We start from the raw sequence: 17,187 nt of genomic DNA on the forward strand, positions 1-17,187 counted from the left end.
CTAAAGTTGCGGGCGCCACGACACCGCCGCCGTGCGTTCGCGCAGGCGCCGCGCCCACCTTCCGACGTACCAGGAGCCCGCCATGAGCACCCTCACGCTGCCCGCCGGCATGCAGATCACCGGCGCGATCCAGCCCGGCTTCGAGACCATCCTGACCCCCGAGGCGCTGGCCTTCGTCGCCAAGCTGCATCGCGCCTTCGAGCCGCGCCGCCAGCAGCTGCTGGCCGCGCGCGTCGAGCGCGTGAAGCGGCTCGACGCCGGCGAGCGGCCCGACTTCCTCGCCGAGACGAAGTCGGTGCGCGAGGGCGACTGGAAGATCGCGCCGATCCCGAAGGCATTGGAGTGCCGGCGCGTCGAGATCACCGGCCCGGTCGAGGCCAAGATGGTCATCAACGCCTTCAACTCGGGCGCGGACTCGTACATGACCGACTTCGAGGACAGCAACTCGCCGGTGTGGACGAACCAGATCCAAGGCCAGATCAATCTCTACAAGGCGATCCGCCGCACGCTCACGCTGGGCCAGGCCGGCAAGACCTACAAGCTCAACGACAAGATCGCCACGCTGCAGGTGCGCCCGCGCGGCTGGCACCTCGACGAGAAGCACGTCGGCGTCGACGGCCAGCGCGTCAGCGGCGGCATCTTCGACTTCGCGCTGTTCTTCTTCCACAACGCGCGCGAGCAGCTCGAGCGCGGCGCCGGCCCGTACTTCTATCTGCCGAAGATGGAGAGCCACCTCGAGGCGCGGCTGTGGAACGACATCTTCGTCGCGGCGCAGAAGGAGCTCGGCTTGCCGCAGGGGACGATCAAGGCCACGGTGCTGATCGAGACCATCCTCGCCGCCTTCGAGATGGACGAGATCCTCTACGAGCTGCGCGAGCACAGCGCGGGCCTGAACGCCGGCCGCTGGGACTACATCTTCAGCTGCATCAAGAAGTTCAAGAACGACCGCGATTTCTGCCTGGCCGACCGCAAGCTGGTGACGATGACCGCGCCCTTCATGCGCGCCTACGCGCTGCTGCTGCTCAAGACCTGCCACAAGCGCGGCGCCCCGGCGATCGGCGGCATGAGCGCGCTGATCCCGATCAAAAACGATCCCGAGAAGAACGCCATCGCGATGGCCGGGATCATCAAGGACAAGCGCCGCGACGCGAACGACGGCTACGACGGCGGCTGGGTCGCGCACCCGGGGCTGGTGGACGTCGCGATGAAGGAGTTCGTCGACGTGCTCGGCGACCGGCCGAACCAGATCGACCGGCAGAAGAAGTACACGCACATCGAGGCCGAGCACCTGCTCGAGTTCAAGCCCGAAGGCCCGATCACCGAGGCCGGGCTGCGCATGAACATCAACGTCGGCATCTACTACCTCGCGAGCTGGCTCGCAGGCAACGGCTGCGTGCCGATCTACAACCTGATGGAGGACGCGGCCACCGCCGAGATCAGCCGCTCGCAGGTGTGGCAGTGGATCCGCAGCCCGAAGGGCGTGCTCGCGGACGGACCCAACAGCGGCCGCAAGATCACCGAGCCGATGGTTCGCGCGATGGTCGCGGAGGAGCTCGCGGGCATCAAGGCGGCCGGCTACGAGGGCACGACGGTCGATCGCGCCGCCGAGATCTTCGAGCGCATGAGCACGCAGGAAGACTTCGCGGAGTTCCTGACGCTGCCGCTGTACGAAGAGCTCTGAACGCGCGGCAGGCGCGCCGCCCAGGAAAGCCGTGGCCGAGGCCACGGCTTTTTTTCTTTCCGGCCGCTGCATCCGTGGCGTCGGCGCCGCCCGTAGTGCAGCCAACCGCCCGCAAGCCCGAGGTCAGAGGCGGACCCATCCTCTTCCATGGAGACCCGCTCATGCATCGCAAGAATCTCATCGCTGCCGCGGCAGCGCTCGCCGTCGCCGCCAGCCTCGTCGCCTGTGGCGGCGACGACGATCCCGTGTCCGCCCCGGCCGGGCCCGTCGCCGTCGGCGACACCGTCGCCCTCACCGCCGGCGGGCGGCTCGTGTCGTTCAACCGCGCGACGCCGGCGACCGCGGTCGGCTCGATCGCCGTCACCGGCCTGGCCAGCGGCGAAACCCTGGTCGGCATCGACTACCGCCCGGCCGACGGCGCGCTCTACGGCCTGTCCAGCGGCGGCAGGCTCTACACGATTGCGCCCTCGACCGGCGTCGCGACGCTGAAATCGACGCTTGCGGCCGACCCGGCCGACACCACCGCGCCGTTCACCGCGCTCGCCGGCACGCAGTTCGCGTTCGACTTCAATCCGGTCGCCGACCGGCTGCGCGTGATCGGCGATGCAGGCCAGAACCTGCGCATCAACGTCGACACCGGCGCGACCACCACCGACGGCGCGATCGCACTGGCCGGCGGTACCGCCAGCGTCACCGCGGCGGCCTACACGAACTCCTTCGCCGGGACGGCGACGACGCAGCTGTTCGACCTCGACCTCGCCGCCGGCGGCACGCTGTTCCTGCAGAACCCGCCGAACGACGGCACGCTGACCGCGCCGCTGCCGCTGGGCGTCACCGGCGCCGGCGCGGTCAACGGCTTCGACATCGACGCGCGCAACAACACCGGCTACGCGGCGCTGAGCGTGGGCGGCACGACCTCGCTGTACACGGTGAACCTCGCGACCGGCGCGGCAACCGTCGTCGCCGGCGGCGCGATCGCCGGCGGCGAGCCGATCCGCGGCCTCGCGCTCGTGCCGCCGGCCGCTGCGCCGAGCGTGATCGGCCTGACCCCGGCCAACCAGCTCGTCGCCTTCAGCCCCGCGGCGCCGAACACGCTGACCTCGACGGTCGCGGTCACCGGCCTGGGCGTCGGCGAGACGCTGATCGGCATCGACGTCCGTCCGCGCGACGGCCTGCTCTACGGCGTGACGCGCAACCCGACCAGCGGCGGGCGCATCTACACGATCGATCCGGCCACCGGCGCCGCGACCGTGCGTGCCGACCTGATCGCCAACCCGAGCGACACCGCCGACGGCAATGCGCCGTACACGGTGCTGGCCGGCAGCGTCTTCAGCGTCGACTTCAACCCGGCCGCCGACCGCCTGCGCATCGTCAGCGACACCGGCCAGAGCCTGCGCATCGCGGTCGAGACGGTGACCGGCGCGACGCCGGTGACCGCCGGCTGGACGATCACCGACGGCGACATCAACCGCGCGACGCCGGCCTCGGTGGTGGCCGCGGCCTACACCAACAGCTTCGCCGGCACCGCGACGACGCAGCTGTTCGACCTCGACACCAACAGCGACGTGCTCGCGCTGCAGAACCCGCCGAACGCCGGCACGCTGGTCGATCTGGGCCCGCTCGGCGTCGCGGTCGAGGGCACGGCCGGCTTCGACATCGCCGGCGGCGGCAACGGCCTCGCGCTGGCGGCGCTGCGCAGCGCGACCGTCGGGCCGTTCTCGCTGTACACGGTCAACCTCGCGACCGGCGCGGCGACGCTGCGCGGTGCCTCGGCCGCGGCCGCGCAGATCGGCGGCGCAGCGGGGCCGGCGCTGATCGACCTGGCGATCCGCTACTGAGCGCACGCGGGCGGCAGAATCGCCCGCGATGAACCGCCCCTCGCTCGCCGCCGATGGCTTCGACTACGAGTCTGCGCTCGAAGCCTGCGCCCGCGGCGAGCGCTTCGCGCTGCGTTCGATCTACGAGCGCGAGGCGCGCTGGCTGCTCGGCGTGGCGCAGCGCATCGTCAAGGACCGCGAGCTCGCGCAGGACGTCCTGCAGGAGGCCTTCCTGCTCGTCTGGCAGCGCGCCGCGAGCTACCAGCGCGCGCTCGGCTCGGGCCGTGGCTGGATCTACACGGTGGTGCGCCACCGCGCGCTCGACGAGCTGCGCCGCATGCGGCCCGAGCACGCGGCCGGCGACGACCTCGAAGCGATCGCCGATGCGCGCGTCGCGAACGCGCCGCCGCCCGAGGCCGATGCGTCCGAATCGATCGAGCGCTGCCTGCAGACGCTCGACGAGCGCAAGCGCCAGTGCATCCTGGAGGCCTTCGTCGAGGGCTACACGCACGAGCAGATCGCGCAACGCACCGCCACCCCGGTGGGCACGGTGAAGAGCTGGATCCGCCGCGGGCTGATCGCGCTGAAGGAGTGCCTCGGATGAGCGGCGAGAGTTTCCCGAGCGCGAATTCCCACTCGCGGGGACCGGCATGGGCCACGAAGGGCCCCCTTCGTGGCCCATGCCGTAGGGGGTGCCCGTGATCCCGGCCGAACCCGACGAGCGCAGCGCCCAGGCCGGCGAGTACGTGCTCGGCACGCTCGATGCGGCCGAGCGCGTCGAGATCGAGCGCGCCTTGCCGCAGGACGCCGCGCTGCGCGCCGAGGTCTACCGCTGGCAGGACCGGCTGCTCGGGCTCGTGCGGCGCGTCGCGGCGGTGGAGCCGCGTGCGGGTGGCTGGGCGGCGATCGAAGCACGGCTCGGCGAACCTGCCACCTCCGCCCCGGCGACGCCGGCCGCGAACGATCCGCTGTGGCAGCGGCTGCGGCGCTGGCAGCTGGCCGGCGGCGCGGCGCTCGCGGCGTCGATCGTGCTCGGCGCACTGCTGGTCGGCCGCGTCGGCGCGCCGCCGGCGCCCGATCGCTACCTTGCGGTGCTCCAGGCTCCGGGCGGCGCGCGCGACACCGGCTGGATCGTCGAAGTGACCGCCGGCCGCACGGTGAAGCTGCTGCCGGTCGCCACCACCGCCGCCGCGCCGGCCGGCCGCACGCTGCAGTTCTGGACCAAGCCGCAGGGCGCAGCCGGGCCGACCTCGCTCGGCCTGGTGCGTGCGAACGAGGCGGTCGAGCTGCCGGTCGAGCGCCTGCCGGCAGTCGAGGCGCAGCAACTGTTCGAGCTGACGCTCGAGCCCGAAGGCGGCTCGACGATCGGCCGGCCGACCGGCCCGATCCTCTACGTCGGCAGCACGGTCAAGCTGTAGCGGCCGCGCTTCGTCGCGGCGATGCCGTGCTCCGTCGCAAGGACGCGGCGCTGCCGGGTCGCATCGCTACATTCCACGGCGGCGCCGACGCGGCGCTTCTCCAACTTCCGTTGCCCGCGCGGCCATCGCCGCCACCGGGTCCCCTGGCCGCGGCCACCGCCGCCCGATGGAGTCTCGACGTGAACCTGCACAGTGCCTTCCGCCTCGGCGTTCTCGCCGCCCTTCCCAGCCTGCTCGCCCTCGGCCTCGTGACGGCCGGCCACGCGACCGACGCGGGCCGCCCCGGGGCGCCGACCTCCGGCATCGACGCCCCCTTCGTCGACCCTTCCGTGCGGGTGCAGGACGACTTCTTCCGCCACGTCAACGGCGGCTGGCTCGCGAAGACGCCGATCCCGGCCGACCGGCCAAGCACCGGCGCCTTTCTCCAGATCCACGAAACGACGCAGCTACAGCTGCGCGCGCTGATCGAGCAGGCCGCGGCCCGCGCCGACGGCCCGCGCACCCGGCAGATCGGCGATCTGTACGCGAGCTTTCTCGACGAGGCCGCGATCGAGAAGCTCGGCGCCGGGCCGATCGAGGCCGAGATGAAGCGCATCGACGCGATCGACGATCGCCGGGCGCTCGTCGCGCATTTCGGTCGCGCGCTGCAGGTGGGCGCCGGCGCGCCGATGAGCTTCGAGATCAACCAGGACGCCAGGGATTCGACGCGCTACCGCGCCTACGTCAACCAGTCGGGCCTCGGCCTGCCCGACCGGGACTACTACCTGAAGGAAGACGACGCGCGCTTCAGGGACGTGCGCACGCAGTACCGCGGCTACATCGCGAAGCTGCTGGCGCTCGTCGGCGAGACCGACACCGAGGCGAAGGCCCGCGCCATCCTGGCGCTGGAGACCGAGCTTGCGCGCGCGCAGTGGACGCGCGTCGAGCTGCGCGACCCGGTCAAGGCCTACAACCCGATGGACGTCAAGCAGCTGATGGCGCTGGCGCCGCAGATCGACTGGCCCGGCTTCGTCGGCGCCGCGGGCGCGGCGGGCAAGGCCGACGTGCTGGTCGTCGGGCAGCCGAGCTACCTGAAGGCGCTGTCGGAGCAGCTCGCGAGCGCGCCGCTGCCGGTGTGGAAGGCCTACGCGAAGCTGCGCTACGCCGGCGCGATGGCGCCCTTTCTCGGCCGCGACTTCGTCGACGCGCGCTTCGCCTTCGTCGGCACCGTGCTCAGCGGCACGCCCGAGAACCAGCCGCGCTGGAAGCGCGGGGTCGCGCTGGTGGAGGAGTCGCTCGGCGAGGGACTGGGCCAGCTCTATGTCGCGAAGCACTTCCCGCCCGAGCACAAGGCGCGCATGGAAAAGCTGGTCGGCAACCTGATGCGGGCCTACCGGCAAAGCCTCGAACAGCTCGACTGGATGGGGCCGGCCACGAAGAAGGAAGCGCAGGCCAAGCTCGCGACCTTCGTGCCGAAGATCGGCTACCCGACGAAGTGGATCGACTACGACGCGCTGGCGATCCGGCGCGACGACCTCGTCGGCAACGTCGAGCGCGCGCGGCGCTTCGAGCATGCGCGGCAGGTCGCGAAGCTGGGCAAGCCGGTCGATCGCGACGAGTGGCTCATGACGCCGCAGACGGTCAACGCCTACTACAACCCCTCGCTCAACGAGATCGTGTTCCCGGCGGCGATCCTGCAGCCGCCGTTCTTCGACGCGGCGGCCGACGAGGCGGTCAACTACGGCGGCATCGGCGCGGTGATCGGTCACGAGATCAGCCACGGCTTCGACGACGAGGGCAGCCAGTACGACGCTCAGGGCAACCTGCGCGACTGGTGGACCAAGGAGGACCGTGCGCGCTTCGTCGCGAAGACGCGGCGACTGGTCGAGCAGTACGGCGCCTTCGAGCCGGTGCCCGGCTACCGGCTCAACGGCGAGCAGACGCTCGGCGAGAACATCGCCGACAACTCCGGGCTCGAGGCGGCGTGGAAGGGCTGGCAGCTGTCGCTCGGCGGCAAGCCGGCGCCGGTGATCGACGGCCTCGGCGGCGCGCAGCGCTTCTTCTACGGCTTCGCGCAGGTGTGGCGCGGCAAGGCGCGCGAGGCGGCGATGGTCCAGCAGGTGAAGGCCGGCGTGCATTCGCTGCCCGAGTACCGGGTCAACGGCACGGTGCGCAACCACCCGACGTTCTACACGACCTTCGGCGTCAAGCCGGGCGACGCGATGTACCTGCCGCCGGAGCAGCGCGTCTCGATCTGGTGAAGAGTCGCCCGCGCGGGTCGGCATTTCTAGAATGCCGGCCCGCATGAGCGACGCCGCCTCTTCCGACACCCCGCTCAATCGCCCGCTTGCCGAGCTGCCGGCGCGCTGCGACGTGCTCGTCGTCGGCGCCGGGCCGGCCGGCGCGGCGGCCGCGACGCGGCTCGCAGCCGCGGGGTTCGAGGCGGTGTTGATCGACCAGCAGGCTTTCCCGCGCGACAAGGTCTGCGGCGACGGGCTGATCCCCGATGCGCACCGCGCGCTCGAAGCGCTCGGCGTGCATGCGGAGGTGATGGCGGCGGCGCAGCCGGTCGCCCACGTGCGCTGCATCGGGCCGCGCGGCGGCCATGTCGACGTGCCGGGCCGGCTCGCGGTGCTGCCGCGGCGCGAGCTGGACCTGATCGTCTGCCGCAACGCGGCGCGCGCCGGCGCGCGCATGCATGCGCCGGCGCGTTTCGTCGCACCGATCGAAGACGCCGGGCGGGTGATCGGTGCGCGGCTCGCGCACGGCGGCGTCGAGCGTGCGATCGAAGCGCGCTGGACGGTGCTCGCCTCGGGCGCGCCGCCGCAGGCGAGCCTGGCGGCGGGGGTCTGCGGGCGGCGCACGCCGAGCGCGATCGCGCTGCGCGGCTACGTGCGCAATGCGGCGATGGTCGGGCGCATCACCGAGCTCGAAGTGCTGTGGCACAAGAAGCTCAGGCCGGGCTACGGCTGGATCTTTCCCTGCCGTGACGGCGTGTTCAACCTCGGTGTCGGCGTCGCACAGAGCCACCAGCCGGGGCGCGACGGCCGGCATGCGATGCAGGACGTGAACCTGCGCGCAGTCTTCGATGCCTTCATCGACGCGCATCCGCCGGCGCGCGAGCTGGTGCGAGGCGGCCGCTGGCTCGCCGAGCCGAAGGGCGCGCCGCTGCGCTGCTCGCTCGAAGGTGCGGCGTGGTCGCGGCCGGGGCTGCTGGTCGCCGGCGAGGCCGCGGGCAGCACCTACGCGCTGACCGGCGAGGGCATCGGCAAGGCGCTGGAGACGGGCTTGCTGGCCGCCGATGCGCTGGCCGACGGGCTGCGCGCGCAGCACGGCGACGCTGCCATCGCCGCGGCCTACGCGGCCAAGCTCCACGCGCTGCGGCCGCGCTTTCGCATCTACGAGAAGGCGAACACCGTGAACGCGCGGCCGTGGCTCGTCGATCTCCTCGTCTGGAGCGCGCGGCGCAGCCCGAGCCGGCTCGCGCGCATGAGCGGCGTGCTCGAAGAGACCTACGAGCCGAGCAACCTGGTCAGCGCACGCAGCTTCGCGCGGCTGCTGTTCGAGCGCTGAACGGGCAGCGTTGCGGCGAAGGCACGCAACACCGAACCGGTCCGGTCCGACACAAGACCGTCCTCGGGTTGGCCCGTATACTCCCGCGGCTTTGCCTGAGGTCAGTTTCGAGTCGATGTCTGCGCCGTCCCCACGTGGTGATCGTGCCCGAGCAACGGCCTGGGACGACGCAGATCAAGCCACCGATCCGCCGTTTCGCCGCCTGAGCCGTGAAGAAGCGCAGGCGCTCGTGAAGCGCGAACCGTCGGTGTCGCCGTGGCGGGTGGTCGCGGCCCAGGCGTTCGCCGGGGTCCTGTGCGTGCTGCTCGCCGTGGTCTTGGGTGGAAGCGATGCCGCATGGTCGGCGGCGTACGGCGCGGCCGCGGTGGTCCTGCCGAGCGCTCTGATGGCGCGCGGCATGACGCGCAGAGCAGCGAACGCCGCGGCCTCGGCCGCCGGCTTCATGTTCTGGGAGATGTTGAAGATCGGCGTGTCGATCGCGATGCTCGTGATCGCCGCGCGGGTGGTGCCCCACCTGAGTTGGCCGGTGCTGCTGGCAACGATGGTGGTGGGCATGAAAGTGAACTGGCTCGCGCTGCTGTGGCGCGGCCGTTGATGGACGACGAGGCTGAGTACACGACATGGCAACGGAAGGCCACGCCCCGACCGCCGGTGAATACATCGTTCACCACCTCACCCATCTGCAGAACCAGAAGCAATCGGCGGTTGTCGACTTCTCGGTCTTCAACCTCGACTCGATCCTGTGGTCGGTGCTGCTCGGCGTGCTGACCTGCTGGCTGCTGTGGAAGGCCGCGCACAAGGCGACCTCGGGTGTTCCGGGGCGCTTTCAGGCCGCGGTCGAGCTGCTGGTCGAGATGGTCGATTCGCAGGCCAAGGGCATCGTGCACAACGCCACCAGCCGCAAGCTGGTGGCGCCGCTCGCGCTGACGGTGTTCGTCTGGATCTTCCTGATGAACGCGATGGACCTGCTGCCGGTCGATCTGATTCCCTACATCGTCGAGCACGGCGGCATCGCGAATTACCAGCGTGTCGTGCCGACCGCCGACCTCTCGGTGACGATGGGCCTGAGCCTGAGCGTGCTGCTGGTCTGTCTGGTCTACAACGTCAAGATCAAGGGCCTGGGCGGCTGGGTGCACGAGCTGTTCTCGGCGCCCTTCGGCGACAAGTGGTTCCTCTACCCGGTCAACTTCGCGATGCAGTTGATCGAGTTCGTCGCGAAGACGGTCTCGCACGGCATGCGGCTGTTCGGCAACATGTATGCGGGCGAGCTGATTTTCATGCTGATCGCGCTGATGGGCGGCGCCTGGACGCTCAGCGCCACCGGCATCGGCCTGGCGATCGGCCACGTGATCGCCGGCTCCGTCTGGGCCATCTTCCACATCCTGATCATCACGCTGCAGGCCTTCGTGTTCATGATGCTGACGCTCGTGTACGTCGGCCAGGCGCACGACGCGCACTGAGCGCCTGACCAAGCCTGCTTCCCTTCGCTTTGCAGTTCCCGCCGATCCGCGATCTTCCGATCGACGATCACTTTTCCTGTCTCGATATCACTCACTAGGAGTCACCATGGAAGTCATCAGCTTTGTCGCCCTCGCTGCGGGTCTGATCATCGGTCTGGGCGCGATCGGCGCCTGCATCGGCATCGGCATCATGGGCAGCAAGTACCTCGAGAGCGCCGCGCGCCAGCCCGAGCTGATGGGCGAACTGCAGACCAAGATGTTCCTGCTGGCCGGCCTGATCGACGCGGCCTTCATCATCGGCACCGGCATCGCGCTGTGGTTCGCCACCGCCAACCCCTTCCTCGGCCAGATCGCCAACCTGCCGAAGTGATCGGCGGCTGGCGCCGGTACGTCGGGTCGCCGGGCATGTTCCCGCGGCCCGTGGTCAGTCCATGACGAGGTTCCTGCCGTGAGCATCAATGCCACCCTCATCGTCCAGATGATCGTGTTCGCGATCCTGGTCTGGTTCACGATGAAATTCGTATGGCCGCCGATCACCGCCGCGCTCGACGAGCGCGCGAAGAAGATCGCCGACGGCCTCTCGGCCGCCGACAAGGCCAAGGCCGATCTCGCGCTGGCGAACCGCCGCGTCGAGGAGCAACTCTCGTCGGCGCGCGAAGACGCCGCCAAGCGGCTCGCGGACGCCGAGCGGCTCGCGCAGTCGATGGTCGAGGACGCCAAGGGCCGCGCGGCCGAGGAGGCCGCCAAGATCGTCGCGGCGGCCAAGGCCGAGGCGCAGCAGGAGTCGATCAAGGCCCGCGAGGTGTTGCGCGAGCAGGTGGCCGCGCTCGCGGTCAAGGGCGCCGAGCAGATCCTGCGCAAGGAGGTGAACGCCTCGGTGCACTCCGACCTGCTCGGCCGGCTGAAGGCGGAACTCTGAGCATGGCCGAGCTCGCCACCATCGCAAGGCCCTACGCCGAAGCGCTGTTCAAGGCCGGCGGCGACGCTGCCGTTGCCGAGCAGCTGAGTGCGCTCGCCGCGGTCGCCGCCGACGCCCGACTGCTGCAGTTTGCCGCGAACCCGAAGGTCGACGCGCAGCAGGTGCAGGAGCTGATCGTCGGCGTCGCGAAGATTGCGCCGGCGCCTTCGGTGCGCAACCTGCTCGCCGCGGTAATCGACAACGGCCGCCTTGCTGCGCTGCCGGAGATCGCCGCGCAGTTTCATGCGCTGGTCAATGCGAAGTCGGGCGTGTCCGACGCGCTCGTCTACAGCGCCTTCCCGATCGACGCCGCGCAGCTCGCCGAGGTGAAGGCCGCGCTCGAGAAGCGCTTCGGCCGCAAGCTCGACGCCAAACTCAGTGTCGCCCCCGAACTGATCGGCGGCATCCGCGTGGTGGTCGGCGACGAGGTGCTCGACACCTCGGTCAAGGCCCGCCTCGACGCGATGAAGCAGGCGCTGGTCGCCTGACGCCCCACATTCATCCCCCGACGCCCCGGCGCCACGGAAACGGAGTCCTCCATGCAACTGAACCCCGCTGAAATTTCCGAGCTGATCAAGAGCCGCATCGAAGGCCTCGGCGCTTCGACCGACATCCGCAACCAGGGCACGGTGGTCTCGGTGACGGACGGCATCGTGCGCGTGCACGGCCTGTCCGACGCGATGGCCGGCGAGATGCTCGAGTTCCCCGCCGGCAAGGACGGCCAGCCGACCTACGGCCTCGCGCTGAACCTCGAGCGCGACTCGGTCGGCTCGGTGATCCTTGGCGAATACGAGCACATCTCCGAGGGCGACACGGTGAAGTGCACCGGCCGCATCCTCGAAGTGCCGGTCGGCCCCGAGTTGAAGGGCCGCGTGGTCAACGCGCTCGGCCAGCCGATCGACGGCAAGGGCCCGATCCACGCGAAGATGACCGACGTGATCGAGAAGGTCGCGCCGGGTGTGATCGCGCGCAAGAGCGTTGACCAGCCGGTGCAGACCGGCCTGAAGTCGATCGACTCGATGGTGCCGATCGGGCGCGGCCAGCGCGAGCTGATCATCGGCGACCGCCAGACTGGCAAGACCGCGGTGGCGATCGACGCGATCATCAACCAGAAGGGCCAGGGCGTGACCTGCGTCTACGTCGCGATCGGCCAGAAGGCGTCGTCGATCAAGAACGTGGTGCGCGCGCTCGAGCAGTACGGCGCGATGGAGTACACGATCGTCGTCGCTGCCTCGGCTTCGGAGTCGGCGGCGATGCAGTACGTGTCGGCCTACTCGGGCTGCACGATGGGCGAGTACTTCCGCGACCGCGGCCAGGACGCGCTGATCATCTACGACGACCTGTCGAAGCAGGCCGTTGCGTACCGCCAGGTCTCGCTGCTGCTGCGCCGCCCGCCGGGCCGCGAAGCCTTCCCCGGCGACGTGTTCTACCTCCACAGCCGCCTGCTCGAGCGCGCGGCGCGCGTGAACGCCGACTACGTCGAGAAGTTCACCAAGGGTGAGGTCAAGGGCAAGACCGGCTCGCTGACCGCGCTGCCGATCATCGAGACGCAGGCCGGTGACGTGTCGGCCTTCGTTCCGACCAATGTGATCTCGATCACCGACGGCCAGATCTTCCTCGAAACCAACCTGTTCAACGCCGGCATCCGCCCTGCGATCAACGCCGGCATCTCCGTCAGCCGCGTCGGCGGCGCCGCGCAGACGAAGCTGATCAAGGGCCTGTCGGGCGGCATCCGCACCGACCTTGCCCAGTACCGCGAACTCGCCGCCTTCGCGCAGTTCGCCTCCGACCTCGACGAAGCGACCCGCAAGCAGCTCGACCGCGGCGCGCGCGTGACCGAACTGCTCAAGCAGGCGCAGTACCAGCCGCTGCCGATCAGCCTGATGGGCGCGACGCTGTTCGCGGTGAACAAGGGCTACCTCGACGACATCGACGTGAAGAAGGTGCTCGCCTTCGAGCACGGCCTGCACCAGCACCTGAAGACCAGCCATGCGGCGCTGCTGAAGAAGCTCGAGGACAACAAGGCACTCGACAAGGACAGCGAAGCGGAGCTCGGCAACGCGATCGCGGCGTTCAAGAAGTCGTTCGCCTGATCGGCGCCTGACCGACCCTTCAAGACAAGGAGTACGCGATGGCAGCCGGCAAGGAAATACGCGGCAAGATCAAGAGCGTCGAGAACACCAAGAAGATCACGAAGGCCATGGAGATGGTCGCGGCCTCGAAGATGCGCAAGGCGCAGGAGCGCATGCGCGCCGCGCGGCCGTACAGCGACAAGATCCGCAACATCGCCGCCAGCCTCGCGACCGCGAACCCCGAGTACACGCATCCCTTCATGGCGGTGAGCGCGCAGGCGGCGAAGGCGGCCGGCTTCGTCGTCGTCACCACCGACAAGGGCCTGTGCGGCGGCCTCAACACCAACGTGCTGCGCGCGGTGACCGCGAAGCTGCGCGAGCTGGATGCGCAGGGCGTGAAATCCGAGGCGGTGGCGATCGGCAACAAGGGCCTCGGCTTCCTGAACCGCATCGGCGCGAAGGTGGTGTCGCAGGCCACTCAGCTCGGCGACGCGCCGCAGCTCGAACGGCTCGTCGGCCCGCTCAAGGTGCTGCTCGACGCCTACAGCGAGGGTCGCGTCAATGCGGTCTACCTCTGCTACACGAAGTTCCTGAACACGATGAAGCAGGAGCCGGTGGTCGAGCAGCTCCTGCCGCTGAGCTCCGACAAGATGCGCGCCGACGCCGGCCAGCCCGGCTGGGACTATCTTTACGAGCCCGACGCCAAGACGGTGATCGACGACCTGCTGCTGCGCTACGTCGAGGCGCTGATCTATCAGGCGGTCGCCGAGAACATGGCGAGCGAGCAGTCGGCGCGCATGGTCGCGATGAAGGCGGCGACCGACAACGCCGGCAACCTGATCGGCGAACTCAAGCTCGTCTACAACAAGACGCGGCAGGCGGCGATCACGAAGGAACTGAGCGAGATCGTCAGCGGCGCGGCCGCGGTGGGTTGACCCGCGCGCGCATCGAAGCAACGAACAGGATTCATTCGAGGAACACGAAATGGCGAACACCCAAGCAGCCGCGGTCGGCAAGATCGTCCAGTGCATCGGCGCCGTGGTCGACGTGGAATTCCCGCGCGACCGCATGCCCAAGGTCTACGACGCGCTGAAGATGGAAGGCTCGGCGCTCACGCTGGAAGTGCAGCAGCAGCTCGGCGACGGCGTGGTGCGCACGATCGCGCTCGGCTCGTCCGACGGCCTGCGCCGCGGGGTCGAGGTCAAGAACACCGGCGCGCCGATCACGGTGCCGGTCGGCCCGGCCACGCTCGGCCGCATCATGGACGTGCTCGGCAACCCGATCGACGAGCGCGGCCCGGTCGACATGACGCTCTCGGCCTCGATCCACCGCAAGGCGCCGGCCTACGACGAGCTGAGCCCGTCGCAGGAGCTGCTCGAGACGGGCATCAAGGTCATCGATCTGATCTGCCCGTTCGCCAAGGGCGGCAAGGTCGGTCTGTTCGGCGGCGCCGGCGTCGGCAAGACCGTGAACATGATGGAGCTCATCAACAACATCGCGAAAGCGCACTCGGGCCTGAGCGTGTTCGCCGGCGTCGGCGAGCGCACCCGCGAGGGCAACGACTTCTATCACGAGATGTCGGACTCGAAAGTCGTGGTGCAGGAGGACCTGAGCCAGTCGAAGGTCGCGATGGTCTATGGCCAGATGAACGAGCCGCCCGGCAACCGCCTGCGCGTCGCGCTGACCGGCCTGACGATCGCCGAGTCGTTCCGCGACGAAGGCCGCGACGTGCTGTTCTTCGTCGACAACATCTACCGCTACACGCTGGCCGGCACCGAGGTTTCGGCGCTGCTGGGCCGCATGCCGTCGGCGGTGGGCTACCAGCCGACGCTCGCCGAAGAGATGGGCCGCCTGCAGGAGCGCATCACGTCGACGAAGGTCGGCTCGATCACATCGATCCAGGCCGTCTACGTGCCGGCGGACGACCTGACCGACCCGTCGCCCGCGACGACCTTCGCGCACTTGGACGCGACCGTCGTGCTCTCGCGCGACATCGCCGCGCTCGGCATCTACCCGGCGGTCGATCCGCTCGACAGCACGTCGCGCCAGATCGACCCGAACGTGGTCGGCGAAGAGCACTACAAGACGACGCGCGACGTGCAGGCGGTGCTGCAGCGCTACAAGGAGCTGCGCGACATCATCGCGATCCTCGGCATGGACGAGCTCGCGCCCGAGGACAAGCTGGCGGTGTCGCGCGCGCGCAAGATCCAGCGCTTCCTCTCGCAGCCCTTCCACGTCGCCGAGGTCTTCACCGGCTCGCCGGGCAAGTACGTGCCGCTGAAGGAGACGATCCGCGGCTTCAAGATGATCGTCGCCGGCGAGTGCGATTCGCTCCCCGAGCAGGCCTTCTACATGGTTGGCACGATCGACGAGGCTTTCGAGAAAGCCAAGAAGCTGCAGTAAGCGACGCGGAGCACCGACAGCATGGCCACGATTCACGTCGATGTGGTGAGCGCCGAGGCGCAGATCTTCTCGGGCGAGGCGAAGTTCGTCGCGTTGCCGGGCGAGATGGGCGAGCTCGGCATCTACCCGCGTCACACGCCGCTGATCACGCGGATCAAGCCCGGCGCGGTGCGCGTCGAGCGCGCCGATAACGGACAGGAAGAGTTCGTGTTCGTCGCCGGCGGCATCCTCGAAGTGCAGCCGGACCGCGTGACGGTGCTCGCCGACACCGCCATCCGCGGCGCCGACCTTGACGAGGCCAAGGCCACCGAGGCCAAGCGCGTCGCCGAGGAAGCGATGAAGAACGCGAAGAACGACATCGACTTCGCGAAGGCCCAGGGCGAGTTCGCCGCGATGGCCGCGCAGATCGCCGCGCTGCGCAAGTTCCGCAAGAAGTGAAGCACGGCGGCGCAGGCCGCCGTCGCCGATTCGCGCTGCCCGGTCAGTGCCTGCTGAAGCGTTCCAGCACGCTACCCAGGTCGCCGAAGCCGGTGTCGCGCACGTCGGAGAGCTGACCGTTCGGCGTCAGCTTGTCCACCAGGCGGGGCAGCAGCCGCGTCAGCTGCTCGCTCACCTCGTCCTGCGGCACGCCGGCCTGTTCGGCGAGTTGACCGATCACGTCCGGCCCGAGCACGCTGCCGAGCTGGTCGGCCGAGATCGGCAGGTTGTGGCCGCTGCCGATCCACGACGCGACCACCGTGCCGAGCCCGGCGTGCTCGAAGCGCTCGACCAGCTCGCCAAGGCCGCCGCCGAGCCCGCGGTCCAAGCCGTCGCTCGCCCGTGCGCCCTGCAGTCCGCCTTGCGCGAGCATCGCGATCACCGCCTGCAGCAGATCGGCCCGACCGCCGCGCCCACTGCCCAGCGCGCCGCCGCCGAGCGCTCCGATCACCGAGTCCAACAAGCCCATGTCCGTCTCCCCGGCGACGCCGCCTGCGGCGCATTGTGCAATTGCTCCATGAAGGAACAAGCGCGAACCCTGTCGGCGGCCGGGGCTCTGCGATGACGCACGACTGACACCTTTCTCAGCGCGGCGTCCAGGCGCCGACGACGGCGAGCGCCGCGAGCGGTGCCGTGTCGGCACGCAGCACGCGCGCACCGAGGCTGGCGGCCTCGAAGCCGGCTCGCCGCGCCGCGCCTTCCTCGTCCGGCGCAAGGCCGCCCTCCGGGCCGCTGAGCAGCCTCAGCCTGGCGAGCGGCACTGCGGCGTCGAGGCAGCGTGCGAGCGGCGTCGCGTCGGTATCGAGGCTTAGCAGCACGCGCGTCGAGCCGGCGCCGGCCTCGGCGTCGAGCGCCGCGAGCCATGCGGCGAACGGCGTCGGCAACGCGACCTGCGGCACCCGCGTACGCCCGCACTGCTCGGCCGCGGCGATCGCGACCGCCTGCCAATGCGCACGCCGCTTCGCCGCCCGCTCGCCGTCGAGCCGCAGCACCGAGCGCGCGCAGACGAGCGGCTCGATCGCCGCGGCGCCCAGCTCGCAGGCCTTCTCGACCAGCGCGTCCATCCGCTCGTTCGCCGGCATGCCGACAGCGAGCGTCACCGCGATCGACAGCTCGCGGTCGACCGCCACGGGTGCGCCGAGCCGCACCTCGACGTCGCTGCGGCCGATCGAGACGATCTCGGCTGGGCATTCGAGGCCGCGCCCGTCGAACAGCCGCAGCACTGCGCCGGGCTGCAGCCGCAGCACCTGCACGTGGCGCGCCGCGCCGGCCGGCAGGACGAGCATGGCGCCAGCGACGAAGCTCGCATCGACGTGCAGCCGCGCGCTCATCGCGGCCCCGAAGCGGCG

General features: G+C 70.0%; 17 protein-coding genes. 15 read left to right on the plus strand and 2 right to left on the minus strand.

What is annotated here, in order from left to right:
• Positions 1-82 precede the first annotated feature (82 nt).
• The 15 genes from aceB (at position 83) to VFR90_RS14815 (ending at position 15,799) form a co-directional block, all read left to right on the plus strand.
• Positions 83-1,681, plus strand: a complete 1,599-nt coding sequence (gene aceB / locus VFR90_RS14745) for a malate synthase A (RefSeq protein WP_326406909.1) — start codon at positions 83-85, stop codon at positions 1,679-1,681.
• Between the two features lie 161 nt (positions 1,682-1,842).
• A complete protein-coding gene (locus VFR90_RS14750) occupies positions 1,843-3,519 on the plus strand; it encodes a DUF4394 domain-containing protein (RefSeq protein WP_326406910.1) in 1,677 nt (558 codons plus the stop codon).
• 28 nt (positions 3,520-3,547) lie between these two features.
• Positions 3,548-4,102, plus strand: a complete 555-nt coding sequence (locus VFR90_RS14755) for a sigma-70 family RNA polymerase sigma factor (RefSeq protein WP_326406911.1) — start codon at positions 3,548-3,550, stop codon at positions 4,100-4,102.
• A 94-nt stretch (positions 4,103-4,196) separates the two neighbouring features.
• Complete coding sequence (locus tag VFR90_RS14760; RefSeq protein ID WP_326406912.1) at positions 4,197-4,916, plus strand: anti-sigma factor; 720 nt, start codon at positions 4,197-4,199, stop codon at positions 4,914-4,916.
• Positions 4,917-5,101: 185 nt separating this feature from the next.
• Positions 5,102-7,156 carry a M13 family metallopeptidase gene (locus VFR90_RS14765; RefSeq protein WP_414676547.1) on the plus strand — a complete coding sequence of 685 codons (2,055 nt, stop codon included), beginning with the start codon at positions 5,102-5,104 and terminating at the stop codon, positions 7,154-7,156.
• Between the two features lie 43 nt (positions 7,157-7,199).
• Complete coding sequence (locus tag VFR90_RS14770) at positions 7,200-8,468, plus strand: NAD(P)/FAD-dependent oxidoreductase (RefSeq protein ID WP_326406914.1); 1,269 nt, start codon at positions 7,200-7,202, stop codon at positions 8,466-8,468.
• Positions 8,469-8,583: 115 nt separating this feature from the next.
• The gene (locus tag VFR90_RS14775) at positions 8,584-9,063 is read left to right on the plus strand and encodes an ATP synthase subunit I (RefSeq protein WP_326406915.1); all 480 of its coding nucleotides are present in this window, start codon (positions 8,584-8,586) and stop codon (positions 9,061-9,063) included.
• 25 nt (positions 9,064-9,088) lie between these two features.
• Positions 9,089-9,928, plus strand: a complete 840-nt coding sequence (atpB, locus tag VFR90_RS14780) for a F0F1 ATP synthase subunit A (RefSeq protein ID WP_326406916.1) — start codon at positions 9,089-9,091, stop codon at positions 9,926-9,928.
• A gap of 106 nt (positions 9,929-10,034) precedes the next feature.
• Positions 10,035-10,298, plus strand: coding sequence for a F0F1 ATP synthase subunit C (atpE, locus tag VFR90_RS14785; protein WP_128198652.1), 264 nt, complete (start codon positions 10,035-10,037; stop codon positions 10,296-10,298).
• Positions 10,299-10,376: 78 nt separating this feature from the next.
• Positions 10,377-10,847 carry a F0F1 ATP synthase subunit B gene (locus VFR90_RS14790; RefSeq protein ID WP_326406917.1) on the plus strand — a complete coding sequence of 157 codons (471 nt, stop codon included), beginning with the start codon at positions 10,377-10,379 and terminating at the stop codon, positions 10,845-10,847.
• Between the two features lie 2 nt (positions 10,848-10,849).
• Positions 10,850-11,374: a F0F1 ATP synthase subunit delta gene (locus VFR90_RS14795; protein WP_326406918.1), complete on the plus strand. Its 525-nt coding sequence runs from the start codon at positions 10,850-10,852 to the stop codon at positions 11,372-11,374.
• 51 nt (positions 11,375-11,425) lie between these two features.
• Positions 11,426-12,979: a F0F1 ATP synthase subunit alpha gene (atpA, locus tag VFR90_RS14800; protein ID WP_326406919.1), complete on the plus strand. Its 1,554-nt coding sequence runs from the start codon at positions 11,426-11,428 to the stop codon at positions 12,977-12,979.
• Between the two features lie 38 nt (positions 12,980-13,017).
• Entirely contained in the window at positions 13,018-13,893 is an 876-nt protein-coding gene (gene atpG / locus VFR90_RS14805) for a F0F1 ATP synthase subunit gamma (RefSeq protein WP_326406920.1), read from the plus strand.
• 49 nt (positions 13,894-13,942) lie between these two features.
• Entirely contained in the window at positions 13,943-15,361 is a 1,419-nt protein-coding gene (atpD, locus tag VFR90_RS14810; protein ID WP_326406921.1) for a F0F1 ATP synthase subunit beta, read from the plus strand.
• A 21-nt stretch (positions 15,362-15,382) separates the two neighbouring features.
• Complete coding sequence (locus VFR90_RS14815) at positions 15,383-15,799, plus strand: F0F1 ATP synthase subunit epsilon (protein WP_326406922.1); 417 nt, start codon at positions 15,383-15,385, stop codon at positions 15,797-15,799.
• Between the two features lie 43 nt (positions 15,800-15,842).
• Here the strand turns inward: VFR90_RS14815 and VFR90_RS14820 are convergent, their stop codons facing one another.
• Positions 15,843-16,307: a YidB family protein gene (locus tag VFR90_RS14820; protein WP_326406923.1), complete on the minus strand. Its 465-nt coding sequence runs from the start codon at positions 16,305-16,307 to the stop codon at positions 15,843-15,845.
• A 115-nt stretch (positions 16,308-16,422) separates the two neighbouring features.
• Positions 16,423-17,169 carry a 16S rRNA (uracil(1498)-N(3))-methyltransferase gene (locus VFR90_RS14825; RefSeq protein ID WP_326406924.1) on the minus strand — a complete coding sequence of 249 codons (747 nt, stop codon included), beginning with the start codon at positions 17,167-17,169 and terminating at the stop codon, positions 16,423-16,425.
• Between the last annotated feature and the right edge of the window lie 18 nt (positions 17,170-17,187).

Origin of the sequence: Methylibium sp., assembly GCF_035762065.1 — a bacterium.
GTDB lineage: Bacteria > Pseudomonadota > Gammaproteobacteria > Burkholderiales > Burkholderiaceae_C > Methylibium.

Excerpts from the sequence above, each read along its gene's own strand:
- aceB (WP_326406909.1), top strand. The coding sequence starts at position 83 with ATGAGCACCCTCACGCTGCCCGCCGGCATGCAGATCACCGGCGCGATC.
- VFR90_RS14750 (WP_326406910.1), top strand. The coding sequence starts at position 1,843 with ATGCATCGCAAGAATCTCATCGCTGCCGCGGCAGCGCTCGCCGTCGCC.
- VFR90_RS14755 (WP_326406911.1), top strand. The coding sequence starts at position 3,548 with ATGAACCGCCCCTCGCTCGCCGCCGATGGCTTCGACTACGAGTCTGCG.
- VFR90_RS14770 (WP_326406914.1), top strand. The coding sequence starts at position 7,200 with ATGAGCGACGCCGCCTCTTCCGACACCCCGCTCAATCGCCCGCTTGCC.
- VFR90_RS14775 (WP_326406915.1), top strand. The coding sequence starts at position 8,584 with ATGTCTGCGCCGTCCCCACGTGGTGATCGTGCCCGAGCAACGGCCTGG.
- atpB (WP_326406916.1), top strand. The coding sequence starts at position 9,089 with ATGGCAACGGAAGGCCACGCCCCGACCGCCGGTGAATACATCGTTCAC.
- atpE (WP_128198652.1), top strand. The coding sequence starts at position 10,035 with ATGGAAGTCATCAGCTTTGTCGCCCTCGCTGCGGGTCTGATCATCGGT.
- VFR90_RS14795 (WP_326406918.1), top strand. The coding sequence starts at position 10,850 with ATGGCCGAGCTCGCCACCATCGCAAGGCCCTACGCCGAAGCGCTGTTC.
- atpA (WP_326406919.1), top strand. The coding sequence starts at position 11,426 with ATGCAACTGAACCCCGCTGAAATTTCCGAGCTGATCAAGAGCCGCATC.
- atpG (WP_326406920.1), top strand. The coding sequence starts at position 13,018 with ATGGCAGCCGGCAAGGAAATACGCGGCAAGATCAAGAGCGTCGAGAAC.
- atpD (WP_326406921.1), top strand. The coding sequence starts at position 13,943 with ATGGCGAACACCCAAGCAGCCGCGGTCGGCAAGATCGTCCAGTGCATC.
- VFR90_RS14815 (WP_326406922.1), top strand. The coding sequence starts at position 15,383 with ATGGCCACGATTCACGTCGATGTGGTGAGCGCCGAGGCGCAGATCTTC.
- VFR90_RS14820 (WP_326406923.1), bottom strand. The coding sequence starts at position 16,307 with ATGGGCTTGTTGGACTCGGTGATCGGAGCGCTCGGCGGCGGCGCGCTG.
- VFR90_RS14825 (WP_326406924.1), bottom strand. The coding sequence starts at position 17,169 with ATGAGCGCGCGGCTGCACGTCGATGCGAGCTTCGTCGCTGGCGCCATG.